At 71.6% G+C, this 26,994-nt stretch carries 23 protein-coding genes and 1 pseudogene; 20 read left to right on the top strand and 4 right to left on the bottom strand.

All coding sequences use genetic code 11. From position 1 onward, the window contains the following. The first annotated feature begins 309 nt into the window (after positions 1-309). From ACFY93_RS08475 to ACFY93_RS08410, 14 genes are all read left to right on the top strand, one after another. Positions 310-1,395, top strand: coding sequence for a nitronate monooxygenase (locus ACFY93_RS08475; RefSeq protein WP_391354883.1), 1,086 nt, complete (start codon positions 310-312; stop codon positions 1,393-1,395). Beyond that, on the top strand, positions 1,392-2,132 hold the full coding sequence (locus ACFY93_RS08470; RefSeq protein ID WP_391354880.1) for a 16S rRNA (uracil(1498)-N(3))-methyltransferase: 741 nt from the start codon (positions 1,392-1,394) through the stop codon (positions 2,130-2,132). Before ACFY93_RS08475 ends, ACFY93_RS08470 begins: the two co-directional genes overlap by 4 nt. Positions 2,133-2,285: 153 nt before the next feature. After that, the gene (locus tag ACFY93_RS08465; protein WP_391354878.1) at positions 2,286-2,678 is read left to right on the top strand and encodes a VOC family protein; all 393 of its coding nucleotides are present in this window, start codon (positions 2,286-2,288) and stop codon (positions 2,676-2,678) included. Between the two features lie 266 nt (positions 2,679-2,944). After that, positions 2,945-3,445 carry a hypothetical protein gene (locus ACFY93_RS08460; protein WP_391354874.1) on the top strand — a complete coding sequence of 167 codons (501 nt, stop codon included), beginning with the start codon at positions 2,945-2,947 and terminating at the stop codon, positions 3,443-3,445. A gap of 62 nt (positions 3,446-3,507) precedes the next feature. Continuing rightward, positions 3,508-6,849: a S41 family peptidase gene (locus ACFY93_RS08455; protein ID WP_391354871.1), complete on the top strand. Its 3,342-nt coding sequence runs from the start codon at positions 3,508-3,510 to the stop codon at positions 6,847-6,849. A 65-nt stretch (positions 6,850-6,914) separates the two neighbouring features. Next, on the top strand, positions 6,915-7,268 hold the full coding sequence (locus tag ACFY93_RS08450) for an HIT domain-containing protein (RefSeq protein WP_391355484.1): 354 nt from the start codon (positions 6,915-6,917) through the stop codon (positions 7,266-7,268). A gap of 6 nt (positions 7,269-7,274) precedes the next feature. Continuing rightward, the gene (locus ACFY93_RS08445; protein ID WP_391354869.1) at positions 7,275-8,180 is read left to right on the top strand and encodes a ribonuclease Z; all 906 of its coding nucleotides are present in this window, start codon (positions 7,275-7,277) and stop codon (positions 8,178-8,180) included. A 48-nt stretch (positions 8,181-8,228) separates the two neighbouring features. Further along, the gene (locus ACFY93_RS08440) at positions 8,229-9,221 is read left to right on the top strand and encodes an adenosine deaminase (protein WP_391354866.1); all 993 of its coding nucleotides are present in this window, start codon (positions 8,229-8,231) and stop codon (positions 9,219-9,221) included. 110 nt (positions 9,222-9,331) lie between these two features. Next, positions 9,332-10,438: a PfkB family carbohydrate kinase gene (locus ACFY93_RS08435; RefSeq protein ID WP_391354863.1), complete on the top strand. Its 1,107-nt coding sequence runs from the start codon at positions 9,332-9,334 to the stop codon at positions 10,436-10,438. Between the two features lie 151 nt (positions 10,439-10,589). Continuing rightward, positions 10,590-12,740 carry a PhoH family protein gene (locus tag ACFY93_RS08430; RefSeq protein WP_391354860.1) on the top strand — a complete coding sequence of 717 codons (2,151 nt, stop codon included), beginning with the start codon at positions 10,590-10,592 and terminating at the stop codon, positions 12,738-12,740. A gap of 13 nt (positions 12,741-12,753) precedes the next feature. Further along, positions 12,754-13,251 carry an rRNA maturation RNase YbeY gene (gene ybeY / locus ACFY93_RS08425; RefSeq protein ID WP_391354857.1) on the top strand — a complete coding sequence of 166 codons (498 nt, stop codon included), beginning with the start codon at positions 12,754-12,756 and terminating at the stop codon, positions 13,249-13,251. Further along, positions 13,248-14,555, top strand: a complete 1,308-nt coding sequence (locus ACFY93_RS08420; RefSeq protein WP_391354855.1) for a CNNM domain-containing protein — start codon at positions 13,248-13,250, stop codon at positions 14,553-14,555. The genes ybeY and ACFY93_RS08420 overlap by 4 nt, the downstream gene beginning before the upstream one ends. Then, the gene (locus ACFY93_RS08415; protein ID WP_391354852.1) at positions 14,552-14,911 is read left to right on the top strand and encodes an MmcQ/YjbR family DNA-binding protein; all 360 of its coding nucleotides are present in this window, start codon (positions 14,552-14,554) and stop codon (positions 14,909-14,911) included. The genes ACFY93_RS08420 and ACFY93_RS08415 overlap by 4 nt, the downstream gene beginning before the upstream one ends. Before the next feature lie 129 nt (positions 14,912-15,040). Further along, positions 15,041-15,394: a cytidine deaminase gene (locus tag ACFY93_RS08410; protein ID WP_391354850.1), complete on the top strand. Its 354-nt coding sequence runs from the start codon at positions 15,041-15,043 to the stop codon at positions 15,392-15,394. Between the two features lie 85 nt (positions 15,395-15,479). Here the strand turns inward: ACFY93_RS08410 and ACFY93_RS08405 are convergent, their stop codons facing one another. Continuing rightward, entirely contained in the window at positions 15,480-15,818 is a 339-nt protein-coding gene (locus tag ACFY93_RS08405; protein ID WP_391354848.1) for a P-II family nitrogen regulator, read from the bottom strand. After that, positions 15,815-17,134, bottom strand: coding sequence for an ammonium transporter (locus ACFY93_RS08400; protein WP_391355482.1), 1,320 nt, complete (start codon positions 17,132-17,134; stop codon positions 15,815-15,817). Before ACFY93_RS08400 ends, ACFY93_RS08405 begins: the two co-directional genes overlap by 4 nt. 219 nt (positions 17,135-17,353) lie before the next feature. Between ACFY93_RS08400 and era the strand changes: the two genes are divergently transcribed. Then, positions 17,354-18,313 (top strand): GTPase Era, encoded by a 960-nt coding sequence (gene era / locus ACFY93_RS08395; RefSeq protein ID WP_391354846.1) that lies wholly within the window; start codon positions 17,354-17,356, stop codon positions 18,311-18,313. Between the two features lie 55 nt (positions 18,314-18,368). Here era and ACFY93_RS08390 read toward each other — a convergent pair whose 3' ends face one another. Together ACFY93_RS08390 and ACFY93_RS08385 are read right to left on the bottom strand one after the other, a co-directional pair. Next, positions 18,369-18,635: a protealysin inhibitor emfourin gene (locus ACFY93_RS08390; protein ID WP_391354844.1), complete on the bottom strand. Its 267-nt coding sequence runs from the start codon at positions 18,633-18,635 to the stop codon at positions 18,369-18,371. A gap of 49 nt (positions 18,636-18,684) precedes the next feature. After that, positions 18,685-19,758, bottom strand: a complete 1,074-nt coding sequence (locus ACFY93_RS08385; RefSeq protein ID WP_391354841.1) for a M4 family metallopeptidase — start codon at positions 19,756-19,758, stop codon at positions 18,685-18,687. A 417-nt stretch (positions 19,759-20,175) separates the two neighbouring features. Here ACFY93_RS08385 and leuA point away from each other — a divergent pair, with 417 nt between their 5' ends. From leuA to ACFY93_RS08360, 5 genes and pseudogenes are all read left to right on the top strand, one after another. After that, positions 20,176-21,870, top strand: a complete 1,695-nt coding sequence (leuA, locus tag ACFY93_RS08380; protein ID WP_391355479.1) for a 2-isopropylmalate synthase — start codon at positions 20,176-20,178, stop codon at positions 21,868-21,870. 184 nt (positions 21,871-22,054) lie between these two features. Further along, positions 22,055-22,768 (top strand): TerB family tellurite resistance protein, encoded by a 714-nt coding sequence (locus tag ACFY93_RS08375; RefSeq protein WP_391354839.1) that lies wholly within the window; start codon positions 22,055-22,057, stop codon positions 22,766-22,768. Positions 22,769-22,954: 186 nt separating this feature from the next. Next, positions 22,955-23,182, top strand: a pseudogene (locus ACFY93_RS08370) (MMPL family transporter); the annotation flags it as partial. A gap of 544 nt (positions 23,183-23,726) precedes the next feature. Then, on the top strand, positions 23,727-25,262 hold the full coding sequence (locus tag ACFY93_RS08365; RefSeq protein ID WP_391354837.1) for an integrin alpha: 1,536 nt from the start codon (positions 23,727-23,729) through the stop codon (positions 25,260-25,262). A gap of 105 nt (positions 25,263-25,367) precedes the next feature. Next, positions 25,368-26,921, top strand: coding sequence for a DNRLRE domain-containing protein (locus ACFY93_RS08360; RefSeq protein WP_391354834.1), 1,554 nt, complete (start codon positions 25,368-25,370; stop codon positions 26,919-26,921). Positions 26,922-26,994 lie beyond the last annotated feature (73 nt).

Genomic DNA, 26,994 nt, shown 5'->3' with positions numbered 1-26,994 from the left:
GGCTGTTCTCGCGGTTGAAGGATGCGTTCAACGGGCGGTGAGCGGGTCTGGCCGGGGGTCCGGGGGTTGGCCTCCGGGCAGGCACAGTCAGCTGGGGCGGCAGGGGCTGTTCTCGCGGTTGAAGGACGCGTTCAACGGGCGGTGACGGGACGTGCGGGGTGGTGGGGTGCGGTGGTTTTTCGCCCCCTCCGCCCCTTCCCTTCCCGTATTCCGGGGGCTTTGCCCCCTGGGCCCCCAGTCCTCAGACGCCGGACGGGCTGAACCGCTCCCCGATTCGGAGTCGTGCGGGGGGCGTGACAACATGCCGTCATGTCCTCCGCACTGACCGATCTCTTCCCTCACCCGATCGTGCAGGCGCCCATGGCGGGCGGTGTCTCCGTCCCGCATCTCGTCGCCGCCGTGTCCGAGGCGGGCGGGCTCGGCTTCCTCGCCGCCGGGTACAAGACGGCCGACGGCATGTACCAGGAGATCAAGCAGGTGCGCGGGCTGACCGGCCGCCCCTTCGGCGTCAACCTGTTCATGCCGCAGCCCGAGTACGCGGACCCGGCCTCCGTCGAGGTCTACGCCAACCAGCTCGCCGGTGAGGCCGCCTGGTACGAGACCGAGCTCGGCGACCCCGACAGCGGCCGCGACGACGGGTACGACGCCAAGCTCGCCGTACTCCTCGACAACCCGGTGCCCGTCGTCTCCTTCCACTTCGGCTGCCCCTCGCGCGAGGTACTGGACTCCCTCGCCCGCGCCGGCACCCTGACCCTGGTCACCGCGACCACGGCCGAGGAGGCGCTGGCCGTGCAGCGGGCGGGCGCCGCCGCGGTGATCGCGCAGGGCGTCGAGGCGGGCGGCCACCAGGGCAGCCACCGCGACGTCCCGGAGGCGGACGGCTCCGGCGTCGGACTGCTCTCGCTGCTGGCCCAGGTCCGCGAGACCGTGACCATCCCGATCGTCGCGGCCGGCGGCATCATGAGGGGCGGCCAGATCGCCGCCGCCCTCGCGGCCGGGGCGAGCGCCGCCCAGCTCGGCACCGCGTTCCTCGCCACCCCCGAGTCCGGCGCCCACGCCCTGCACAAGCAGGCGCTGACCAACCCGCTCTTCGTCCGTACGGAGCTGACGCGCGCGTTCTCCGGGCGTCCCGCGCGCGGCCTGGTCAACCGCTTCCTGCGCGAACACGGCCCGTACGCGCCCGCCGCCTACCCCCAGGTCCACCACCTCGCCGCTCCGCTGCGCAAGGCCGCCGCCCGGGCCGGTGACGCGCAGGGCATGGCGCTGTGGGCGGGCCAGGGGCACCGGATGGCCCGCGAGCTGTCCGCCGGAGGGCTCGTCGAGGTCCTGGTGGACGAGCTGGACGCGGCGGCGAGGGCGTTGTCCCGGCACGCGGGAGGAGGTGCGGGCCGATGACCGCGCCGGTGTTCGTGGTGGAGGAACTGGCCGACGGCGCCGCGGAGTTCGTGCTCGACGGGCCCGAGGGGCGGCACGCCGTCTCCGTGAAGCGGCTGCGGGCGGGCGAGGAGGTCGTCCTCACCGACGGACGCGGGCGCTGGACCCGGGGAGTCGTGCGGTCGGCGGAGGGCAAGGACCGCCTCGTGGTGACGGACCTCGAACCGGTCCACCACGAGCCCGAGGAAGCGCCGCGCGTCACCGTCGTACAGGCCCTGCCCAAGGGCGACCGGGGTGAGCTGGCCGTCGAGACGATGACGGAGACCGGCGTCGACGCGATCGTCCCCTGGGCGGCCTCCCGCTGCATCACGCAGTGGAAGGGCGAGCGGGGCCTCAAGGCGCTGGCGAAGTGGCGGGCCACGGCACGCGAGGCGGGCAAGCAGTCCCGCCGGACGCGCTTCCCCCAGGTCGCGGACGCGATGACGACCAAGCAGGTTGCCGCACTTCTCGCCAAAGCGGAGTTCGCCGCCGTCCTGCACGAGACGGGTGTGGAGGCCCTGGCCACCGCCGGACTCCCCGACCGGGGCGACATCGTGCTCGTCGTCGGGCCGGAGGGCGGGGTGTCGCCCGAGGAGCTGGCCCTGTTCACCGAGGCCGGGGCGAAGCCCTACCGGCTCGGCCGCAGCGTGCTGCGCACCTCCACCGCCGGAACGGCCGCGACGGCCCTGCTGCTGGGACGCACCGGCCGCTGGTCCTGACCGCTCGCCGGTCTGCCCGCCCGCCGGTCCCGCTCGCCCGCCGGTCCGGCCCCACGGGCGGGCGGCCCGGTACCTTCTACACCTGCCCCAGCCTCCGGCCCCCGGCCCCAGCGCCCGCCCCGGACGCCTGACCGACACCCTCAGGGAGACGCGTTGGAACTCGCACAGGTACGGCTGCTGGTCTCGGACTTCCCGGCCTGCTACCGCTTCTACGCCGACGTCCTCGGCCTCAAGCCGCAGTCGGGCGCGGCCGAAGGACCGTACGAGAAGTTCAGCCCCGCCACCGGCTCCGCGGGCATCGCCCTGCAGGACCGGGCCATGATGTCGCAGGTCCTCGGTGAGCTGGGCGAACCGGCGAGCGGCCACCGCTCCCTGGTGGTCCTGCGCGTGGACGACCTCGACGCCCACTGCGAGGCGATCACCGCGCGCGGGGGCAGCCTGGTGCACGGTCCGGCGCCGATGACCGACCGGATGCGCGTGGCCCACCTCAAGGACCCGGAGGGCAACCTCGTCGAGCTGCAGGAGTGGCTCCTGCTGCGCGGCTGACGAGGGGCGGGGCGCGGACACGGCGGCGCGCGGCGGACACGGCGGCCGGGCGCCACCGGCACCGCCGTCACCGTGGCCACATGCGGTCTACCGCGCCCGCGCCCGACGGTGGCACGCTGCCGTCCATGCGGGCATCGAGGCTTCACGGGCAGTGGTGGCGTCCTGCACAGCGGCGGCGTGACGGGCAGCGGCGGCGTCCTGCACAGCGGTGGCGTCAGGGACCGCGGTGGGCGGGGCGCGGGCGGCCGGCCGTCGCCGGACTCGCGGTGCTCGCCGCGGTGTCGGTCGTCACCGCCTGCGAACCGACGGACGGGCTCAGTTCCGCCGCCGTCGCCTACACCACCGACCAGACCGGCACCAGGGCACTGGAGAAGCAGGGCATCGACGTACGGTGGCTCAGCTGCACGGCCACCTACGGCGGCGGGAACAAGGCGTACACCCCCGGGAAGGCCACCGCCTCGTCCGGCACCCGCGACGTCGCCGGGGTCGACTGCCAGGGTGAGACCGGCGACGGCACGGACATCACCCTGAAGGGGAAGGTGACGCGGGCGGTCGACGGCAAGTGCGTCCGCGGCGACCTGACCGCGAGGGTCGGCGGCAAGCAGCGCTTCCATGTGGACGTCCTCGGCGACTGCGAGGCCTCGGACGGCACGTCCGCACCCGGCGGCGGCTCCCACGACCCGGGCCGGCCCGCGCCCACCGTCACCGTGACCCGGACCGTCTGGTGCGAGGGCGACCCCGGCTGCGGCCCCGTCGAGGGCAAGTGACGTGACGGGCGAAGTGATCCAAACCCCTGTCCGGCGGCGCGCCTGCTGCATAGGGTGATCGGGTGACACAGTCTGCGCTGTCCGCGTATCTCCGGTTTCCGCATCTGCACGGCGACTCGGTCGCCTTCACCGCCGAGGACGATGTCTGGGTCGCGCCGCTCGACGGCGGCAGGGCGTGGCGCGTCAGCGCCGACAACGTCCCGGTGGACCACCCGCGGATCTCTCCCGACGGCACGACGCTCGCCTGGACCTCCACCCGGGACGGGGCACCCGAGGTGCACGTCGCCCCGGTCGACGGCGGCCCGTCGAAGCGGCTGACGTACTGGGGCAGCGCCAGGACCCAGGTGCGCGGCTGGACCGCCGACGGCCGGGTGCTGGCCATCAGCCCGTACGGCGAGGCGAGCTTCCGGCGCTCCTGGGCCCGCGCCGTCCCCCTCGACGGCGGACCTGCGGCGACCCTCCCGTACGGGCCCGTCGGCGGCGTCGCGCACGGCCCCGGCGGCGTGCTCCTGCTGTCGGCGCCCATGGGGCGCGAGGCCGCCTGGTGGAAGCGGTACCGGGGAGGCACCGCCGGCAAGCTGTGGATCGACCGGGACGGCGACGGCGAGTTCGTGCGGCTGCACGAGGACCTCGACGGGAACATCGAGTACCCGCTGTGGGTCGGGATGGGGGTTCCCCCGCTCGAGCGCAGCCGAGAGTGGGGGAGGGTCGCCTTCCTCTCCGACCACGAGGGTGTCGGCGCGCTCTACTCCTCCCTCGCCGACGGCTCGGGACTGCGCCGCCACACCCCCGTCGAGGGAAGCTTCTACGCACGGCACGCGGCCACCGACGGCAACCGTGTCGTCTACGCCTCCGCCGGCGAGCTGTGGATCCTCGACGACCTGGACGGCGCCGAACCCCGCCGCCTCGACATCAGGCTCGGCGGCCAGCGCACCGACCTCCAGCCGCACCCCGTGAACGCGGCGCACTGGTTCGGCGCCGCCGCCCCCGACCACACCGGACGCGGCAGCGCGATCGCCGTGCGCGGCGCGGTCCACTGGGTCACCCACCGCTCCGGCCCCGCCCGCGCGCTCGCCGCCGCGCAGGGCGTCCGCGCCCGGCTGCCCCGCACCTTCCGCGCCGACGGCGAGGAGTACGTGGTGTGGGTGACCGACGCCGAGGGCGACGACGCGCTGGAGTTCGCGCCCGCCACCGGCGCCGCGCCGGGCGCCCTCCCGCGCCGGCTCGCCGCCGGACAGCTCGGCCGGGTCCTCGGCCTCGCCATGGCGCCCGACGGCTCCCGCGCCGCCGTCGCCTCGCACGACGGCCGGGTCCTCCTCGTCGAGCGGGAGACCGGCGAGGTGCGGGAGGTCGACCGCAGCCCGGACGGCGACGTGACCGGGCTCGTCTTCTCACCCGACTCCTCCTGGCTCGCCTGGTCCCACCCCGGGCCGCAGCCGCTGCGCCAGCTCAAGCTCGCCAACACCGCCGACCTGTCGGTGACCGAGGCGACGCCGCTGCGCTTCCAGGACTACGCGCCCGCGTTCACCCTCGACGGCAAGCACCTCGCCTTCCTCTCGGCGCGGGCCTTCGACCCCGTCTACGACGAGCACGTCTTCGACCTCGCCTTCGTCGGCGGTTCCCGGCCCCACCTCATCACCCTCGCCGCGACCACTCCCTCGCCGTTCGGACCGCAGCGCCACGGACGCCCCTTCGAGGCCCCCGACAAGGACGAGACCCCCGACAGCGAGGGCGCCCCGACGACCCGGATCGACCTCGAAGGGCTCGCCGACCGCATCGTGCCGTTCCCCGTCGAGGCCGCCCGCTACTCGGGGCTGCGGGCCGCCAAGGACGGGCTGCTGTGGCTGCGCCACCCCGTCCGCGGTGTGCTCGGCGCCTCCCGGGCCACCCCGGACGACCCCGAACCGAAGTCGGAGCTGGAGCGGTACGACCTCGCCCAGCAGCGCGTCGAGCACCTCGCCGCCGACGCCGACCACTTCGCGGTCACCGGCGACGGCAAGCGGGTCCTGCTGTGGACCGACGGCCGGCTCAAGGTGGTGCCCAGCGACCGCCGGGCCTCCGGCGACGAGGACAGCGACAGCAACATCACCGTCGACCTGTCCCGGGTCCGGCAGACCGTCGACCCGGCCGCCGAGTGGCGGCAGATGTACGACGAGGTGGGCCGCCTCATGCGGGACAACTTCTGGCGTCCCGACCTCGGCGGCGTCGACTGGGACGCCGTCCTCGACCGCTACCGGCCGGTCCTTGAGCGGGTCGCCACCCACGACGACCTCGTCGACCTCCTCTGGGAGGTGCAGGGCGAGCTGGGCACCTCGCACGCCTACGTCTCGCCGGGCGGCGGCGGGGCGGGCGGCCGGCGCCAGGGCCTGCTCGGGGCGGACATCTCCCGCCACGAGGACGGCCCGGACGGCGCCCCGCGCTGGCGGATCGACCGGATCCTGCCGTCCGAGACGTCCGACCCCGAGGCACGCGCCCCGCTCGCCGCGCCCGGTGTCGCGGTGCGCGCCGGGGACGCGATCGTCGCGGTCGCCGGGGAGCCCGTCGACCCGGTGACCGGGCCGGGTCCGCTGCTCGTCGGCACCGCGGGCAAGCCGGTCGAGCTGACCGTCTCCCCCTCGGGCGGCGGCGATCCGCGCCACGCGGTGGTGATCCCCCTCGCCGACGAGGAGGCGCTGCGCTACCACGCCTGGGTCGCCGACCGGCGGGCGTACGTGCACGAGAGGTCGGGCGGACGGCTCGGCTATCTGCACGTCCCCGACATGGTCGGCTCCGGCTGGGCGCAGCTCCACCGCGACCTGCGCGTCGAGGTGACCCGCGAGGGCCTGGTCGTCGACGTCCGGGAGAACCGCGGCGGGCACACCTCCCAGCTCGTCGTCGAGAAGCTCGCCCGCCGGATCATCGGCTGGGACGTGCCGCGAGGGGCCCGCCCCTTCAGCTACCCCCTGGACGCCCCGCGCGGCCCGGTCGTGGCCGTCGCCAACGAGTTCTCCGGATCGGACGGCGACATCGTCAACGCGGCGATCAAGGCCCTGGGCATCGGCCCGGTCGTCGGGACGCGGACGTGGGGCGGCGTCGTCGGCATCGACAGCCGCTACCGGCTGGTCGACGGCACGCTGGTCACCCAGCCGAAGTACGCCTTCTGGCTGGAGGGGTACGAGTGGGGCGTGGAGAACCACGGCGTCGACCCGGACGTCGAGGTCGTCCCCACACCCCAGGACCACGCGGCGGGCCGCGACCCCCAGCTCGACGAGGCGATCCGCATCGCCCTCGCCGCGCTCGCCGAGACCCCGGCCAAGTCGGCCCCGTCCCTCCCGCCGCTCCCGCCGCTCCCGGCGGACGGTGGCACGGACGGCGGCACGGACGGCGGCACGGACGGCGGCACGGACCCCGGCCCGACCGGGTGATCTTGGACGGCCGGGATCGATACGATGACGCGGTACGGGTCGGACGAGGAGTGAGGAGCGTGACCGTGGCCGGAGAGCCGCAGGACGACTGCCTGTTCTGCAAGATCGTCGCAGGGCAGGTTCCGGCGACCGTCGTCAGGGAAACCGCGACGACCTTCGCCTTCCGGGACATCAACCCCCAGGCGCCCACGCACGTCCTGGTCGTCCCCAAGGCGCACCACCGGGACGTCGCCGCCCTCGCCACCGCCGCCCCCGAACTCGTCGGGGACGTGCTGCGCGAGATCGGCGAGATCGCCGCCGAGGAGAAGCTGGACAGCTACCGCACCGTGTTCAACACCGGGACGGGCGCCGGTCAGACCGTCTTCCACGTGCACGCCCACCTGCTGGGCGGCCGCGGCCTCGAATGGCCCCCCGGGTAACGCGCCTTGTCCGTACGCGAACTGGTCGTCCTCGGCACCGCCAGCCAGGTCCCCACCCGGCACCGCAACCACAACGGCTATCTGCTGCGCTGGGACGGCGACGGCATCCTCTTCGACCCCGGCGAGGGCACCCAGCGGCAGATGCTGCGCGCCGGGGTCGCCGCCCACGACCTGAACCGGATCTGCGTCACCCACTTCCACGGTGACCACTCCCTCGGGCTCGCCGGGGTGATCCAGCGGATCAACCTCGACCGGGTGCCGCACGAGGTGACCGCGCACTACCCGGCCTCCGGGCAGCGGTTCTTCGACCGGCTGCGGTACGCGACGGCGTACCGGGAGACCGTCGTGCTCGCCCAGGCGCCCGTCGAGAGCGACGGTGTCCTCGCGGCGACCCCCTCGTACACGCTGGAGACCCGCGCGCTCTCGCATCCGGTCGAGTCGTTCGGGTACCGGCTCGTCGAGCCGGACCGGCGCCGGATGCTGCCCTCGCGGCTCGCCGAGCACGGCATCGCGGGGCCCGACGTCGGACGCGTCCAGCGCGAGGGCTCGGCCGGCGGGGTCACGCTCGACGAGGTGAGCGAGATGCGCCGCGGCCAGCGCTTCGCGTTCGTCATGGACACACGGCTGTGCGACGGGGTGCACGCGCTCGCCGACGGCGCCGACCTGCTGGTCATCGAGTCCACCTTCCTCGACGAGGACGTGCGGCTCGCCTCCGACCACGGACACCTGACGGCCGGACAGGCCGGGCGGGTGGCCCGGGACGCGGGCGTACGGCATCTGGTCCTCACCCACTTCAGCCAGCGCTACTCCGATCCCGGGGAGTTCGAGCGGCAGGCACGCGCCGCGGGCTACACCGGGGAGCTGACGGTGGCCCGCGACCTCGACCGGGTCCCGGTTCCGAAGCGGACCTGACCCGGTCCCGGTTCCGAAACACGGGTGAAACGCCCGTACCATGCTCTGATGCCCCTCCCCAAAGCCGAACTGCACCTCCATATCGAAGGCACCCTGGAGCCCGAGCTGGCGTTCGCGCTCGCCGCGCGCAACGGCGTCACCCTGCCGTACGCCGACACCGAAGCGCTGCGCGAGGCGTACCGGTTCGAGGACCTCCAGTCGTTCCTGAACCTCTACTACGAGCTGATGGCCGTCCTGCGCACCGAGCAGGACTTCACCGACCTCGCCGACGCCTACCTCGCGCGGGCCGCCGCGCAGGGCGTGCGCCACGCGGAGATATTCTTCGACCCGCAGGCCCACCTCGCCCGGGGCGTCGCCATGGGCACGGTGATCGAGGGGCTCGCCCGCGCGCTGGAGCGGTCCGAGTCCGCGCACGGCGTCTCCACCCAGCTGATCATGTGCTTCCTGCGGGACGAGTCCGCCGAGTCGGCGATGGAGACGCTGCACGCCGCGAAGCCCCACCTCGGCCGGATCACCGGCATCGGCCTGGACTCCGCCGAGGTCGGCCACCCGCCGGCGAAGTTCCGCGAGGTGTACGAGGCCGCCGCGGCCCTCGGACTGCGGCGCGTCGCGCACGCGGGCGAGGAGGGCCCGCCGTCCTACATCACCGAGGCGCTGGACGTGCTCGGCGTCGAACGCGTCGACCACGGCCTGCGCTGCCTGGAGGACCCCGCGCTCGTCGAGCGCCTCGTCCGCGAGAGGGTGCCGCTGACGCTCTGCCCGCTGTCCAACGTACGGCTGCGCGCGGTGGACGTCCTGGCCGAGCACCCGCTGCCCGCGATGATGGACGCCGGACTCCTCTGCACCGTCAACTCCGACGACCCCGCCTACTTCGGCGGATACGTGGAGGACAACTACCTCGTCGTCGGGCAGGCCCTGGGCCTGGACCCCGGACGGCTGCGGGAACTGGCCCGCAACTCCTTCCTCGCGTCGTTCCTGGAACACGACGAGGAACGGCGGGCCCGGTACCTCGCCGAGGTCGACGCGTACACGTTCGCGTAGGGACCCCGCGTACGGATCACGCCGGAGCCGGGCGGGCCCGACGGGCGGTGCCCGGCCCGGCACGTGGTGCACACTGGCCTGGATCCGCACCACGTCAGGGAGCACACCAGATGGCGTCCACCGGAGAGCGACCGCACCGGCCCGCCCACGTCGACCCGCTCGCCGGGCTGCGCACCCCGTGCGAACCGCCCTGGGACGTCTATCTGACCGGCCCCGTCTTCCTCGACATCATCTTCACCGGGCTCGACTCCGCCCCCGTGCGCGGCACCGAGTCCTGGGCCCGCGGCATGGGCTCCAGCCCCGGCGGAGTGGCCAACATGGCGACCGCCCTCGCCCGCCTCGGCCTGCGCACGTCCCTGGCGGCCGCCTTCGGGGACGACCACTACGGGGAGTACTGCTGGGACGCCCTCGAACAGGGCGAGGGCATCGACCTCTCCCCCTCGCGCACCGTCCCCGGCTGGCACTCCCCGGTCACCGTGTCGATGGCCTACGAGGGCGAGCGGACCATGGTCTCCCACGGCCACGAGCCGCCCCCGGAGGAGGCCGCCCCGGACCACGCCCCCCACGCGCGTGCCGCCGTCGCCTCGCTCACCCCCGGAACCCGCGCGCCCTGGATCGCCGAGGCAGCCCGGGCCGGCACCCGGATCTTCGCCGACGTCGGCTGGGACGACACGGGCCGCTGGGACCTGGCCGCACTGCCGGACCTGCGGCACTGCGAGGCGTTCCTGCCGAACGCGGCGGAGGCCATGCGCTACACCGGCGCCGACAGCCCGCGCGCCGCCGCCCACGCCCTCACCGACCACGTGCCGCTCGCCGTGGTCACCCTCGGCGCCGAGGGCGCCTACGCCGTCGACGGCCACACCGGAGTCAGCGCCGAGGTCCCCGCCATCGCCGTCGAGGCCCTCGACCCGACCGGCGCCGGGGACGTCTTCGTCGCCGGATTCGTCATGGGCACCCTGGCCGACTGGCCGCTCGCCGACCGGCTCGCCTTCGCCGGCCTCACCGCCGCCCTCTCCGTCCAGGAGTTCGGCGGTTCCCTCTCCGCTCCCGGCTGGGAGGAGATCGCCGCCTGGTGGCGCCGCGTCCAGTCCTACGACGACCAGGACCCCGCCGCCCTGCGCCGCTACGCCTTCCTGGAGGACCTGATCCCCGGCTCCGCCCGCCCCTGGCCGCTGCGCCGGGCCGTCCCCACCATCGGCTTCCGCCGCTCGGCCTGACCCGCGGGCCCGTCCCGCCTCGGGGGGGCGCGGAAAAGCCCTGGGGGAGTACGGGTGGCGCGTCGTACGCTGGGAAGCGCGACAGGTCCACGGCTGTCACGCGGCACAGCCCCGCAACGAGGAGGGACGAGCAGGCCTCCAGAGCCGGCCCATGACTCAGACACCCACAGCTCAGACCCCCGATCAGGGGCAGGCGCGAGCGCACTTCACGGTCCCCGACAAGCACCCCATGGTCACCGTGCTCGGTTCCGGGGACGCGCTGCTGCGCGTGATCGAGAAGGCCTTCCCGGCGGCCGACATCCATGTCCGGGGCAATCGGATCAGCGCGGTGGGAGACCCGGGCGACGTCGCCCTCGTCCAGCGCCTGTTCGACGAGATGATGCTGGTGCTCCGCACGGGCCAGCCGATGACGGAGGACGCAGTGGAACGCTCGATCGCCATGCTCAGGGCGAGCGGGGCGGGGGAGGGCGACGGCCAGGAGACCCCGGCCGAGGTGCTCACGCAGAACATCCTGTCCTCGCGGGGCCGCACCATCCGCCCCAAGACGCTCAACCAGAAGAGATACGTCGACGCCATAGACAAGCACACGGTCGTCTTCGGCATCGGCCCCGCGGGTACCGGCAAGACCTACCTGGCCATGGCCAAGGCGGTGCAGGCCCTGCAGTCCAAGCAGGTCAACCGCATCATCCTGACCCGCCCGGCCGTCGAGGCCGGCGAGCGCCTCGGCTTCCTGCCCGGCACCCTCTACGAGAAGATCGACCCCTACCTGCGCCCGCTCTACGACGCCCTGCACGACATGCTCGACCCCGACTCCATCCCGCGCCTCATGGCAGCGGGCACGATCGAGGTGGCACCCCTGGCGTACATGCGTGGCCGGGCTCAGCCCGTCTTCACGAACGTCCTCACTCCGGACGGCTGGCGGCCCATCGGAGACCTGCGGGTCGGTGACCTGGTCATCGGATCGAACGGCGAACCGACCCCGGTGCTCGGCGTCTATCCGCAGGGCGAGAAGGACGTCTACCGCGTCAGCGCCCAGGACGGTTCCTGGACTCTGTGCTGCGGCGAGCACCTGTGGACGGTCCGCACGGCCTCCGACCGTCGGCGGAACAAGCCGTGGCGGGTCCTGGAGACCCAGGAGATGATCGGCAACCTGCGGGCGGCACACGCGCGCCGCTACGAGCTGCCGATGCTCACCGCGCCGGTCCACCTCCCGGAGCGCAAGGTCCCGATGGACCCGTACGCGCTGGGGTTGCTGCTGGGCGACGGCTGTCTGACGGGCTCCACCACACCGTCCTTCGCGACGGCGGATCCCGAGCTGGCACAGGCCCTGGAGGCCGCGCTTCCGGGTGTCGTGGCTCGCCACAAGGGCGGTTCGGACTACGTGCTCAACCGAATCAAGTCCCCCGGAGACGTGGTCACGCTCGAGAACCCGGTCACCCGCATTCTGCGCGAGCTGGACCTGCTGCGTACCCGCTCGCACTCGAAGTTCGTCCCGGACGACTACCTGCACAACTCCGCAGAAGTCCGGCTCGCGCTCCTCCAGGGGCTTCTCGACTCCGACGGCGGCCCCGTCGCTCAGGCGGGCCGCACCTGCCGGATCCAGTACACGACGACATCGATCCTGCTGCGCGACGACGTGGTCTCCCTCGTACGATCTCTGGGCGGGGTGGCCTACGCCCGTCGTCGGCCGGCCGACGGCCGCAAGCCAGGACTGGCGAAGGGCCGGCAGGTCGAGCACCGCCACGACGCTCACATCGTCGACATCCGCCTGCCCGAGGACATCGCCCCCTTCCGCCTCGCACGCAAGGCGGAGAGGTACCTCATGGCCGGAGGCGGCGGAAACCCGTCGCGATTCATCGACAGCATCGAACCCGCGGGCCGTGAGGAAACCGTCTGCATCCAGGTGGCGGCCGAGGACTCCCTGTACGTCACCCAGGACTATCTCCTGACGCACAACACCCTCAACGACGCCTTCATCATCCTGGACGAGGCGCAGAACACCAGCCCCGAGCAGATGAAGATGTTCCTCACCCGGCTCGGCTTCGACTCGAAGATCGTCATCACCGGTGACGTGACGCAGGTCGACCTGCCGAGCGGCACGAAGTCCGGTCTGCGCCAGGTGCAGGAGATCCTGGAGGGCATCGACGACGTGCACTTCTCGCGTCTCACGTCCCAGGATGTCGTACGGCACAAGCTCGTCGGCCGTATCGTCGACGCGTACGAGAAGTACGACAGTGAGAACGGCACCGAGAACGGCTCCCACAGGAGCACTCGCGGCAAAGCCGGCCATAAGGGGAAGTAGAGCCAGCGCGACCATGTCGATCGACGTCAACAACGAGTCCGGAACCGAGGTCGACGAGCAGGCGATCCTCGACATCGCCCGCTACGCGCTCGCACGGATGCGCATCCACCCGCTCTCCGAGCTCTCGGTGATCGTCGTGGACACCGACGCCATGGCGCAGCTGCACGTGCAGTGGATGGACCTGCCCGGGCCCACGGACGTCATGTCCTTCCCGATGGACGAACTGCGTCCGCCGACGAAGGACGACGACGAGCCGCCGCAGGGCCTGCTCGGCGACATCGTGCTCTGCCCGGAGGTCGCCGAGCAGCAGGGCAAGGACGCCCCGACGCAGCACTCCATGGACGAGGAGCTCCAGCTCCTCACCGTCCACGGAGTGCTGCACCTGCTCGGCTACGACCACGAGGAGCCGGACGAGAAGGCCGAGATGTTCGGCCTCCAGGCGGCCATCGTGGACGGCTGGCGCGCGGAGAAGGGCCTCACCGGCCCGTCCCCGGCCCCGACCGTCTCATGAGCCTCCAACTCGCCTTCGGGGTCGTCGCCCTCATCGTCGTCGCCTGGCTCGCCGCCTGCGCGGAGGCCGGGATCGCCCGCGTCTCCAGCTTCCGCGCCGAGGAGGCCGTCCGCGTCGGCCGGCGCGGCAGCGCGAAACTCGCGCAGGTCGCCGCCGACCCGACCCGCTATCTGAACGTCGCGCTGCTGGTGCGCGTCGCCTGCGAGATGGCGGCCGCCTCGGTCGTCACGTACGCCTGCCTGAAGGAGTTCGACCGGACCTGGGAGTCGCTCGTCGTCGCGATCGGCGTGATGGTCCTCGTCTCGTACGTGGCCGTCGGCGTCTCCCCGCGCACCATCGGCCGCCAGCACCCGCTGAACACGGCCACGGCGGCGGCGTACGTCCTGCTGCCGCTCGCCCGTGTGATGGGCCCGATCCCGCCGCTGCTCATCCTCATCGGCAACGCGCTCACCCCCGGCAAGGGCTTCAGGCGCGGCCCGTTCGCCTCCGAGGCGGAGCTGCGGGCGATGGTCGACCTCGCCGAGAAGGAGTCGCTCATCGAGGACGAGGAACGCCGTATGGTGCACTCCGTCTTCGAGCTCGGCGACACCCTCGTCCGCGAGGTGATGGTGCCGCGCACCGACCTGGTGGTCATCGAGCGCTTCAAGACGATCCGCCAGGCCCTCACCCTCGCGCTGCGCTCGGGCTTCTCGCGCATCCCCGTCACCGGGGAGAACGAGGACGACATCGTCGGGATCGTCTACCTCAAGGACCTCGCCCGCAAGACGCACATCAGCCGCGACGCCGAGAGCGAGCTCGTCTCGACGGCGATGCGGCCCGCCGCCTTCGTGCCCGACACGAAGAACGCGGGCGACCTGCTGCGCGAGATGCAGCAGCACCGCAACCACGTTGCCGTCGTCATCGACGAGTACGGCGGCACCGCCGGCATCGTCACCATCGAGGACATCCTCGAGGAGATCGTCGGCGAGATCACCGACGAGTACGACCGCGAGCTGCCGCCGGTGGTGGAGCTCGGCGAGGACCGCTTCCGGGTGACGGCGCGCCTGGACATCGGCGACCTCGGCGAGCTGTACGGCATCGAGGCGTACGACGACGAGGACGTGGAGACGGTCGGCGGTCTGCTCGCGAAGGCCCTCGGACGGGTCCCGATCGCCGGGGCCTCGTCGGTGGTCGAGCTGCCCGACGAGCGGAAGCTGCGGCTCACCGCCGAGGCGTCGGCGGGCCGCCGCAACAAGATCGTCACGGTGCTCGTCGAGCCCGCGCCCGCCGTGGAAGTGCCCAAGGAGGAGGAGAAACCGGAGTGACCCCGCAGCAGCTGCGCGCGTTCTGCCTTTCCTTCAACGCGGTCGTAGAGGACTTCCCCTTCAACCCGGAGACCTCGGTCTTCAAGGTCCAGGGCAAGCTCTTCGCGCTCACGGCCCTCGACGCCCGCCCCCTCACGGTCAACCTGAAGTGCGACCCGGAGGACGCGGTCCGTCTGCGCGAGGAATACCCGGACCTCGTCGTCCCCGGCTACCACATGAACAAGCGGCACTGGAACACGGTGACCGTCGACGGCGCGCTTCCCGACCGGCTGGTCCGGGAGCTCGTCGAGGACTCGTACGACCTGGTGGTGGCCGGTCTGCCGCGGGCCGACCGCCTCCGCCTCGACCGGCCCTGAGACCCGCCCCCGATACCCGGCCCCGAGAACCGGCCCTGAGACCCGCCGGCCGGGGGCGGCCCGCCGCGTCCGGCCGCCCGGTGGCGGGGTGAGCGCGGGGGCGTGGCCGCCGCTTCGTATGCTCGGGGCATGACCGAGAGCAGCGCGCTGGACCCCGAGGACCGCAAGATCGTCACCCTGGCCCGTTCCGCCCGGGCCCGCAACGGTGTGCCCGAGGGGGCGGCCGTACGGGACGAGACGGGGCGTACGTACGTGGCCGGGACGGTCGGCCTTCCCTCGCTGCGGCTGAGCGCGCTGCGGACGGCCGTCGCGATGGCGGTGGCGTCCGGGGCGAAGTCCCTGGAGGCGGCGGCGGTCGTCTCCGAGGCGGAGGCGCTGCCGGAGGAGGACCTGGCGGCGGTGCGGGACCTGGGCGGCGCGGGGACGCCGGTGCTGCTCGCGGGAGTGGACGGGGCGGTGCGCAGCGTCGTCTCCGCGGAGTAGTTCTTCACCCCCTCCGCCCCTTCCCTTCCCGAAACGGGGCTCTGCCCCGGGCCCCGCTCCTCAGACGCCGGAGGGGCTGGAACAGTTACAGGGCGTCCGGGCCGCGTTCGCCGGTGCGGACCCGGACGACCGTGTCGACCGGGACCGACCAGACCTTGCCGTCGCCGATCTTGCCGGTGCGGGCGGCCCCGACGACGGCGTCGACGACGGCCTCGGCGTCCGCGTCCTCGACGACGACCTCGATGCGGACCTTGGGGACCAGGTCGATCTGGTACTCGGCGCCCCGGTACACCTCGGTGTGGCCGCGCTGGCGGCCGTAGCCGCTCGCCTCCGTGACGGTCAGGCCCTGCACGCCGATCTCCTGGAGCGCGGTCTTGACCTCGTCGAGGCGGTACGGCTTGACGATCGCGGTGATGAGCTTCACTGGAGCCTGACCTTCTGGGCGCTGGCGGACGAGACCGGGGCTCCGTGCCCCAGAACCCCGTGATCGTAGGCGCTCTCCGCGTGCACCGTAAGGTCGAGGCCGGTCCGCTCCTCGTCCTCGGCGGCCCTGAGACCCATCGTGGTGTCGATCAGCTTCCCGATGCCGTACGTGACGAGGAAGGCGTACGCCCCGACCGCCAGGACGCCGACCAGCTGCCGGCCGAGCTGCCCGAGCCCGCCCCCGTACAGCAGCCCCTGCGCGCCCCCGGTCATGCCCCGCACCGCGAACACCCCGATGAGCAGCGTGCCGATGATCCCGCCGACGAGGTGGACGCCGACGACGTCCAGCGAGTCGTCGTAGTTCAGCTTGAACTTCCAGCTCACCGCGTACGAGCAGACCGCGCCCGCGGCGAGTCCGACGACGAGCCCGCCGAGCAGCGAGACCGAGCCGCAGGACGGGGTGATGGCCACCAGGCCCGCGACCGCGCCGGACGCGGCGCCCAGCGTCGTGGGGTGCCCGTCGCGCTTCTGCTCGACGAAGAGCCAGCCCAGCAGGCCGGTGCAGCCGGCGGCGAGGGTGTTGAGGAAGGCGGAGGCGGCGAGCCCGTCGGCGGCGAGCGCGGAGCCCGCGTTGAAGCCGAACCAGCCGAACCACAGCAGGCCCGCGCCCAGGACGACCATCGGCAGGTTGTGCGGCCGCATGGCGTCCTTCCGGAAGCCGAGCCGGGGGCCGAGGACCAGGCAGAGGGCGAGCCCCGACGCCCCCGAGGCGATCTCGACGGGCATACCGCCCGCGAAGTCCAGCGCGTGCAGGTCGGCCGTGATCCAGCCGCCCGGCCCCCACACCCAGTGGGCGACGGGAACGTATACGAGCAGCGTCCACACGGGGACGAACACGAGCCAGGCCCCGAACTTCGTCCGGTCGGCGACCGCGCCGCTGATCAGCGCGGCCGTGACGATCGCGAAGGTCAGCTGGAACGTGGCGAACAGCACGGTGGGGACCGTGCCCTGGACGCTGTCCGGGCCGAGGCCCGCCATGCCGGCGTGCCGCAGACCGCCGACGAGGCCGCCGAAGGCGTCGTCGCCGAACGCCAGGGAGTAGCCGGCCGCCAGCCACACGACCGTGACCAGGGCGATCGAGACGAAGCTCATCATCAGCATGTTGAGGACGCTCTTCGTCCGCACCATGCCGCCGTAGAAGAGGGCGAGACCGGGGGTCATCAGCAGGACGAGCGCGGTCGCCGCGAGGAGCCAGGCGGTGTCCCCGGTGTCGATGCGGGGGCCCTCGGTGCGGGCGGAGCCGAGAACGAGGGGCAGTGAGGCGGCCAGGGTCACGGGCACTCCAGCGGTGTCGGGGCGTCGTCCGAGGGTCACCGGCTCGCGTTTCGGGTTGCGCACGTCCAGGTTTCCGGCGTGTTTCGGATGGCCTGGAAGCCGCGCGGGCGGCGGCGCGGGCGTCGCCGGGGACCCGCCGGGCGGCCCTCGGGGGCGCCGCTCAGCGCGGGGCGTGCGGCGGCGCTCCGGGGATCAGGGACAATGGGCGCCATGAGCGTCCGTACCCAGTCATCCGAGCCGTCCGAGGCCATTCACCGCGCCGGCTTCGCCTGCTTCGTGGGCCGCCCCAACGCGGGCAAGTCCACCCTCACGAACGCTCTGGTCGGCAAGAAGGTGGCGATCACCGCGAACCAGCCGCAGACCACGCGGCACACGGTGCGCGGCATCGTGCACCGGCCCGACGCGCAGCTGATCCTGGTGGACACCCCGGGGCTGCACAAGCCGCGCACCCTGCTCGGCGAGCGGCTCAACGACATCGTCCGCACCACGTGGGCCGAGGTCGACGTGATCGGCTTCTGCCTCCCGGCCAACGAGAAGCTGGGCCCGGGCGACCGCTTCATCGCGAAGGAACTGGCGTCCATCAAGAAGACGCCGAAGATCGCGATCGTCACGAAGACCGACCTGGTGGACAGCAAGGCCCTCGCCGAACAGCTGATCGCCATCGACCAGCTCGGCCGGGAGCTGGGCTTCGAGTGGGCGGAGATCGTGCCGGTCTCGGCGAAGGCCAACCAGCAGGTCGACCTGCTCGCGGACCTGCTGATCCCGCTGCTGCCCGAGGGCCCGGCGCTCTACCCGGAGGGCGACCTCACCGACGAGCCCGAGCAGGTCATGGTGGCCGAGCTGATCCGCGAGGCCGCGCTGGAGGGCGTGCGGGACGAACTGCCGCACTCCATCGCCGTGGTCGTCGAGGAGATGCTGCCCCGTGAGGACCGCCCCGCCGACAAGCCGCTCCTCGACATCCACGCCTTCGTCTACATCGAGCGCCCCAGCCAGAAGGGCATCATCATCGGCCCGAAGGGCAAGCGCCTGAAGGACGTCGGCATCAAGTCCCGCAAGCAGATCGAGGCGCTGCTGGGCACGCCCGTCTTCCTCGACCTGCACGTCAAGGTGGCGAAGGACTGGCAGCGCGACCCGAGGCAGCTGCGCAAGCTGGGCTTCTGAGCGGCGCGGAGGCGGAACCCGGGTCCCAGGGGTCAGGCCCCGGGCACCCGGGCCGCTAGGCGCCCTCCTTCAGCACGCGTGAGACCAGCCGCCGCTGGTCCTCCGTCAGCCGGGGGTCCGCGGCGTGCACGGTCCGGCCGTCGACGGTGATCCGGTACCGGAAGCCGTCCGGGACCCCGGCGGGCGGTGTGCCGCCGCCCGCGGCCAGCACCCGCTCGGCCAGCGCGTGCCATTCGCCGGCGTCGGCCAGCCCCGAGGTGTCGATCTCGGCGCGGCGTTCGATGCCGGCGAACCCGCCTGTCCGCTCCACCTGGATACGCATGGCTCCTGTCTAGTACGGGACGGCCGCCGACGCCACGACGCCCTCGGGATCAGGTCGTGGGGACGCCGACCCGCTCCCACGCCTTCTGCACCTCGCGCAGCTCGTCACCGTCGCCGAAGCTGCTGCGGGCCTGGGCGGCCGTCAGCTTGGCGAAGTCCGCGAAGCTCGCCTGTGAGCCCAGCTCGCCGCCCGTCAGCACCTCGTACCAGATCCGCCCGGCCCGCTCCCACGCGTGCCCGCCGAGCGCGTCGGCGACCAGGTAGAAGGCGTGGTTGGGGATGCCGGAGTTGATGTGGACGCCGCCGTTGTCGCGGCCCGTGGTGACGTAGTCGTCCATCGTCGCGGGCTGCGGGTCCTTGCCGAGCACGTCGTCGTCGTACGCCGTGCCGGGCGCCTTCATGGAGCGCAGCGCCTTGCCGGTGACACGCGGGGCGAGCAGGCCCGCCCCGATCAGCCAGTCGGCCTCGGCGGCGGTCTGCCCGAGCGCGTACTGCTTGATCAGCGAGCCGAAGACGTCCGACATCGACTCGTTGAGGGCGCCCGGCTGGCCGAAGTAGGTGAGGTTCGCCGTGTACTGCGTGACACCGTGGGTCAGCTCGTGGCCGATGACGTCGACCGGGATGGTGAAGTCGAGGAAGATCTCGCCGTCTCCGTCGCCGAAGACCATCTGCTCGCCGTTCCAGAAGGCGTTGTTGTAGTCCTCGGAGTAGTGCACGGTCGCGTTCAGCGGCAGGCCCTTGCCGTCGATCGAGTTGCGCCGGTACGCCTTCAGGTACAGCTCGAAGGTGGCGCCGAGCCCGGCGTAGGCGCGGTTGACCGTGGCGTCCCTGCCGGGGTCGTCGCCCTCGCCGCGCACCTTGCGGCCGGGCAGGGTCTCGTGGTGCCGGGCGTCGTACACGGTGCGGTGGGGCGTCTCCTCGGCCGCCGTCTCCAGCGGGGCCAGGCCCGTCGCGCCGAGGACGGTCGTCATGTGGCGCTGGGTGCGCTCGAAGGCGTCGCGCTGCAGGGTGCGGCGGGCGGGGCCGGCGAGGGCGGGATCCTCGTGCTGCGCGAGCGTGTCGAGGATGTGGGGCGGCACGATGGTGCAGAAGACAGGCTCGAAGCCTGCGGGTTCGGCAGTCATGTTCGCAGAGTCGCACTCCGTGAGGGCGCTGTCACTATCCGCGACATGGATAGGTGAAATGACGGGGCAACCGTCCACATCGCCCACTCTTCAGTGGTATACGGCACTTTTCTCCCATTGGCGCCACGCGGTCCCGCATACTGATACAGGCCCCCGTACGCGGCGCGCCTCGGTTAGGCTGCGGAGCATCATGCGTTTCGGGCTGCTTCTCCTTAGCTGCCGCGGCGAGGGCCTGTAGTCGAGGCCGACCCCCTCCCCGCGGAGTTCGGCGTTGCGCCGTCGGCCGTCCCTCGGAGGCTGATGCCTCCCAGGTCAAGCGGACCCAGAGGAGCCCCTCGCGTCATGACCGCCACAGCCGGTAGCCCCACCAGCCCCACCCCGATCACCAACGCCGCGACCTTCCAGCGCGCCACCTCCATGCCGGTCCACAAGTACGGCCGGTACGAGCAGGTGGACATCCCCGACCGCACCTGGCCCGGCAACCGGGTCACCGTCGCCCCCCGCTGGCTGTCCACGGACCTGCGCGACGGCAACCAGGCGCTGATCGACCCGATGTCGCCCGCCCGCAAGCGCGAGATGTTCGACCTGCTGGTCACGATGGGCTACAAGGAGATCGAGGTCGGTTTCCCCGCCTCCGGGCAGACCGACTTCGACTTCGTCCGCTCGATCATCGAGGACGAGACCGCGATCCCCGACGACGTGACGATCTCCGTACTGACCCAGGCCCGCGAGGACCTGATCGAGCGCACGGTGGAGTCCCTGGTCGGCGCCCGGCGCGCCACGGTCCACCTGTACAACGCCACCGCGCCCGTCTTCCGCCGGGTCGTCTTCCGCGGCTCCAAGGACCAGATCAAGCAGATCGCCGTCGACGGCACGCGCCTGGTCATGGAGTACGCGGAGAAGCTGCTGGACGACCGGACCACCTTCGGCTACCAGTACAGCCCCGAGATCTTCACCGACACCGAGCTGGACTTCGCCCTGGAGGTCTGCGAGGCCGTCATGGACGTCTGGCAGCCCGGCCCCGGCCGCGAGATCATCCTCAACCTGCCGGCCACCGTGGAGCGTTCCACCCCGTCCACGCACGCCGACCGCTTCGAGTGGATGTCGCGCAACCTGTCGCGCCGCGAGCACGTCTGCCTGTCGGTCCACCCGCACAACGACCGCGGCACGGCCGTCGCCGCCGCCGAGCTGGCCCTGATGGCCGGCGCCGACCGCATCGAGGGCTGCCTGTTCGGGCAGGGCGAGCGCACCGGCAACGTCGACCTGGTCACCCTGGGCATGAACCTCTTCTCGCAGGGCGTCGACCCGCAGATCGACTTCTCGAACATCGACGAGGTCCGCCGCACCGCCGAGTACTGCAACCAGATGGAGGTGCACGCCCGGCACCCCTACGTCGGCGACCTCGTCTACACCTCCTTCTCCGGCTCCCACCAGGACGCCATCAAGAAGGGCTTCGACGCCATGGAGGCCGACGCGAAGGCCAGGGGTGTCACCGTCGACGACATCGAGTGGGCCGTCCCGTACCTGCCGATCGACCCGAAGGACGTCGGCCGCTCCTACGAGGCCGTCATCCGCGTCAACTCGCAGTCCGGCAAGGGCGGCATCGCGTACGTCCTGAAGAACGACCACAAGCTGGACCTGCCGCGCCGGATGCAGATCGAGTTCTCGAAGATCATCCAGGCGAAGACGGACGCCGAGGGCGGCGAGGTCACCCCGGGCGACATCTGGGCGGTCTTCCAGGACGAGTACCTGCCGAACCCCGAGAACGCGTGGGGCCGCATCCAGGTCAAGAACGGCCAGTCGACCACCGACAAGGACGGCGTCGACACGCTGACCGTCGAGGCGTCCGTGGACGGCGCCGACACGGTCCTGACCGGTTCCGGCAACGGCCCGATCTCCGCGTTCTTCGACGCCCTGCAGTCCGTCGGCATCGACGTACGGCTGCTGGACTACCAGGAGCACACGATGAGCGAGGGTGCGTCCGCACAGGCCGCCTCGTACATCGAGTGCGCCATCGACGGCCAGGTTCTGTGGGGAATCGGCATCGACGCGAATACGACACGCGCGTCGCTGAAGGCCGTCGTCTCCGCGGTCAACCGTGCCTCCCGCTGACCCCGCTCACCAGCGGCTTGTGGAGCCCCGCCCGCCGTTTCCGGCGGGCGGGGCTCCGTCGCATACCGGCCAATCCCCGCGCGTGTCACGGAGAGGTCTCGCCCGAGGTACTGACTCGGCGTCGACAATGTGGCTAACATCACGCCAACGCGGCGATGTGGCCGCGGGGTTACGGAGGTGCGACGTGCTGCCAGGATGGGGACGGAACGACCGTGTTGTCCACGACGGTCACACAGGTCGCGTTCCCCGCATCCTGGGCGTCCGCACCGCCTGGACCGCCGTCGGCGACGGCGAGTTCTTCTGCCCCGGCTGCGGAGGCGACCGCAACTACCAGCGCCTGACCGGCCGCCGCCGCTTCACCCTCCTGGGCGTCCCGGTCCTCCCGCGCGGCGAGAGCGGCCCCGTCGTCGAGTGCGCCGCCTGCCGCCACCACTACGGCACCGACGTCCTCGACCACCCGACCACCGTCCGCTTCTCGGCGATGCTGCGCGACGCCGTGCACACCGTCGCCCTCGCCGTCCTCGCGGCCGGCGGCGGCTGCGCCACCTCGTCCCTGGAGGCGGCGGCGGGCGCCGTCCGCGCGGCGGGGTACGACGACTGCACCGCGGAGGGGCTCAACGCCCTCGTCGACGCGCTCGCCGCCGACACCGGCCGCGTCTACGGGCAGCCCTGCGGCGCCGGGCTCACCATAGAGCTCCACGAGGCCCTCGACCCGCTGGCCCCGCACCTCGCCCCCGCCGGCCGCGAGGCGGTCCTGCTCCAGGGAGCGCACATCGCCCTCGCCGACGGCCCCTACACCCCGGCCGAACGGGACGCGCTGGCGACGGTCGGCGCGGCCCTGACGATCCACCCCGACGACGTGAGCCGGCTGCTGGAGGCGGCCCGGATGCCGTCGTGAGGACCGGCACGGCCGGACCCGGTACCAGCCCCCGCGCACGGCACCCCCGTACTCCCCAGGGAGTAGTCCCGGCGTCCCGCCACCCCGCGCAGTAGCCCTCAAGTCGCCCTCCGGCGTGACGAATCCGGTCCCGCGCGGCGGGTGTCTGGTGCGTGTCCAGACACCCGCCCAGGACGGGGACCCGGCATGGGGTCCGGAAAGACAACCACGCCCGCCCGGCGAAGGGCCGTGCCCTGGCTGCTGCTCGGGCTGTGGGTGGCCGTCCTCGCCGTCGCCGGGCCGTTCGCGGCCAGGCTCGCCGACGTCCAGCACGACCGGGCCACCGACCACCTGCCCGCGAGCGCCGCCTCCACCAGGGTCGCCCGGATCGAGGACCAGTTGCCGGGCGGCGAGGCCACCGAACTCGTCCTCGTCTGCGTCCGCCGGTGAAGTGCTGCGCTCCCGGGGCCCACCGCCCGCTTGACCGCACGGGAGCAAACGAGGGTAAATCGGGCGCGCGTGAAGTCGAGTCCCGCCAGTCCCGCCGGCCGAAGACAGGAAGTGATGCGCATCTCGGCATCATCCGGCCTGTGGCAAGACGCGGCCAGTATCGGCCAAGTGCTCGATGAGAAGGGCGATCGGGTCGGGCCTGTCGGTGCGCCGGCGAAGCCATGGCGTTCGCAAACGCTGATGGGCTCGACGCGTGCGCGTCCCCTTCGCGAGGCGGGCCCGCTGAACCAGGGCGCCAAGGTCTGCGCACCGGGTGCGTGGTGTCCGGTCGTGGTGGGCGAATTCCAGTTGCTGCAAATCTCTCACCCCGTTTGGTGCTTCTCGTTTACTTGCTTGCGCTTCTTGTGCTCATTGCGTCATTCCTTGTCACGGCCGTTGACTCTGCGTCATCAACTGCTGTTACCTCGGCCTTCTTGCGCGGATCTTGTGACATGGGGTGGCGATTGTGCGGTTGAGGTCAGGTGGTCGTGTGTGTTCGCGTGCGATCGGTGCGGGACTTGCGGCGGGCCTGATCACTGCCGTCGGAACCTTTGTGCTCGCGACGGCGCGACCCGCTGTGGCTGCCTCCTGCACGGCAGGGGTCGAGTCGGACTTCAACGGCGATGGCGTCAGAGACACGGCCATCGCGGACCCACAGGCCACGGTGGAAGGACAGTCCAAGGCGGGCTTGGTTCGGGTGGTGCTGGGCGGAGGCAAGGGCGTCTACGAGATATCTCAAGCGCTGAGCGGCATGACCGCCAATCCGGAGGCGGGGGACCAGTTCGGCTACGCGATCTCGGTCTATGACGCAGACGACGACGGATGCGCAGACCTGGTGGCCGGCGCGCCATACGAGGACGTCACCACCGCGCAGGGGCCGCAGCCGGACGCAGGCGGGGTGTACGTCGTCCACGGCACACCGGCAGGGATTGGGGCAGGGTCGGTCATCGACAGCTATACCCAGGCAGGCCTGGACGGTTCGACGGCGACGGAGGCCGGCGACCTGTTCGGGTTCTCCTTGGCGGCGGCCCGGACGTCGACAGGCAAGCCGTTCCTGGCAGTCGGGGTGCCGGGCGAAGCGATCGGCTCGTTGGAGGACGCGGGTTGTATCCACTACGTACAGGGGAGCATGGCGACGACTGTCAATCAGGATGACCCGGGGATCCCAGGAGTCGCGGAGGCGAACGACCGATTCGGCTACTCGCTCGCCGCACGCAGTCGTTACTTCGTCGTCGGTGCGCCCGGCGAGGCGATCGGCACGGAGACTTTCGCGGGGGCGGTGACAGTCTTCAACCACACGCTCGCCGACGGTCGTCCGACTGCACTGGGGGCGGTCGACGAGAATCAACCGGCACTTGTGTCGGGCACCGCGGAGAAGGATGACCGGTTCGGCACGGCGGTGGCGATCGTCTCCTACCGTCCTGAGGACGCGGCGTCGGAGACGGACGCGCTACTGGCCATCGGTACGCCCAACGAGGATGTCGGCAATGTCGCGGATGCGGGTGCAGTGACGGTTGTGCACGTGAAGCCCACTGGAATTGTCAACGAGGTCAACCTGGTTGACCGACTGTCCCCTGGTGTCGAGGGCGATCCGGTGGTCGGGGACTTCTTCGGGCAGCGAGTGGTGATTTCCGGCACCGACGCCGGTGAGGTGGGAACGCCGGAGACCGTGAGGCTCGCGGTGAGCGTGCCCAACCAGGAGGTCGGCTCGGTGGAGAACGCCGGGGCAGTCCAGGTCTTCAACGGACTGGGAGCCCCCGGAGACGGGGACCGGATGCTCACACGCGGAGCCGGCCTGCCGGACACAGCCGAGGCAAGAGACTTCACCGGGCTCGGCCTGTGGGGGACGGGATCGCGCCTGTACGTAGGGGTGCCGTACAGCAAGTCGGCAGGCGCGCAGAAGGGCGTCGTGTACTCCCTTCCCTGGCCGGTGGCAGGCGGTGCGTCAGGGACGGTCACGACGCTGAAGCCGGGGATGGACGGGATCCCGGAGGAGGGCAAGGCTTTCGGCTCGGCAATCCGCTAGGTGATGGGCACGGCGCCGTACACAGCAGGAGTGGGGACAGTGAGAATACGATGGACGAGACGTGGAGAGCGCTTGACTGGGAAGCGGGCAGCGGCCCTGCCCTCCATGCTGGTCGCGATCCTCGCACTGGGGGCGGGGACGCTTCCACCCGCCGCTGCCGCCGATGTCGCGGCGACGACCGCCTCCACCGAGGACGGTGGAGCGAAGAAGGCGACCCCGAAGGGGGCCGTGTCCGAGGCCGCGGCGAGTGACGCGGCGGCGGAGTCCGGCAAGCCGGTGGAGATTTCCCCATTGCGTGACGAGCGCAGTCAGACCTTCGCGAACCCGGACGGAACGTTCAGATTCAAGGAGTTCGTCCAGCCGGTGCGGACACGCAAGGACGGCAAGTGGATTGACATCGACACCACACTTGTCGAGCGGGCGGATGGTCGCCTTGCACCGAGGGCCTCAAGTACGGTGATGAGCATCTCCGGGGGCGGGGACAGGACTTTCGCCACTTTGACGCGGGACGGCACATCGATGTCGGTCTCGTGGCCGGCGAACTTGCCCGAGCCGGTGGTGCGTGGTGACACGGCAACGTACAAGGGGGTGCTGCCGGACGTTGACCTGGTGGTGCGTGCTGAGAGCGATGGCTTTTCTCATGTGCTTGTCGTCAAGTCGGCCGAAGCAGCAGCCAATCCGAAGCTTGGCGCGATCTCTCTGCCGGTCAAGGCAGAAGGCCTTTCGGTGGACGAGGACGACGACGGCGGACTCGTCGCCAAGGACGCGGCCTCTGGCGGAACGGTGTTCGAGGCACCTCAGCCCGTGATGTGGGATTCGAGCAGGGCACCGGTGATCAGCGATCATCGGGTACAGGCGGGGCCCGGCCCACCGGAGGGCGCTCAGGTCGCAGATGTGAATCTCGCAGTCGAGCATGGTGCGATGATGCTCAGGCCCGATACCAAACTGTTGCGCGGCAAGAACACCCGTTACCCCGTGTTCATCGACCCAGTGGTCAAAACCGCTTCCCGTACGGGCTGGACCTGGGTCTCCTCCGCGAACCCTGGCCTGGAGGGCTGGAAGTTCTCCAACTCGGCCGACGGTGTCGAGTCCGGCAAGGGTGTGGGACGCTGCCCGGCCGATGTCTCGGTGCGCTGCACGGGTACCAACGACGTACAGCGCCAGTACTACGCGGCCCCCACTGGAAGCCTTGAGGGCAAGACAATCCTCAAAGCTCAGTTCGCGATCACGTTGGTACACACGTACAACAGCGAGGCCCGGGCGGTGCAGCTGCACCGAATGAACAGTTCCGGCGGCAGCGCGATCAACTCCGGAACGAACTGGTCCAACCGCCCCTCCAGCAAGGAACGCATCACCTCCGAGTCCCCGACCAACCCGACCGGGTCGTGCACGTCGACCAACCAGAACGTGCGCTTCGCGGTGACGGACACGGTGAAGAAGGCCGCCGCCAGCGGGTGGGATACGACCACGTTCGGTCTGCAGGCCGCCTCGGAAGACACGTATGCGTCCTGGAAGCGGTTCTGTAACAACGCCGCGCTCGAGGTGACGTACAACCGGCCGCCGTACCAGCCGCGGATGGACGAGCTGATGATGAACCCGGGCGGCAAGTGCGCCTATGGCGAGGCCACGAGTCACTATGAACCGCCCCGGGTTCGGTAGAGATCTCAGATTGTGGTGATGAACTGGGGTTTCGTGAGTTCGGTGTAGTAGTTGACTTCGTATTCGACGGGCG

It is taken from the genome of Streptomyces sp. NPDC008313 (assembly GCF_042956125.1).
Lineage (GTDB): Bacteria > Actinomycetota > Actinomycetes > Streptomycetales > Streptomycetaceae > Streptomyces.
This window is presented reverse-complemented; position numbering and strand designations above follow the sequence as displayed.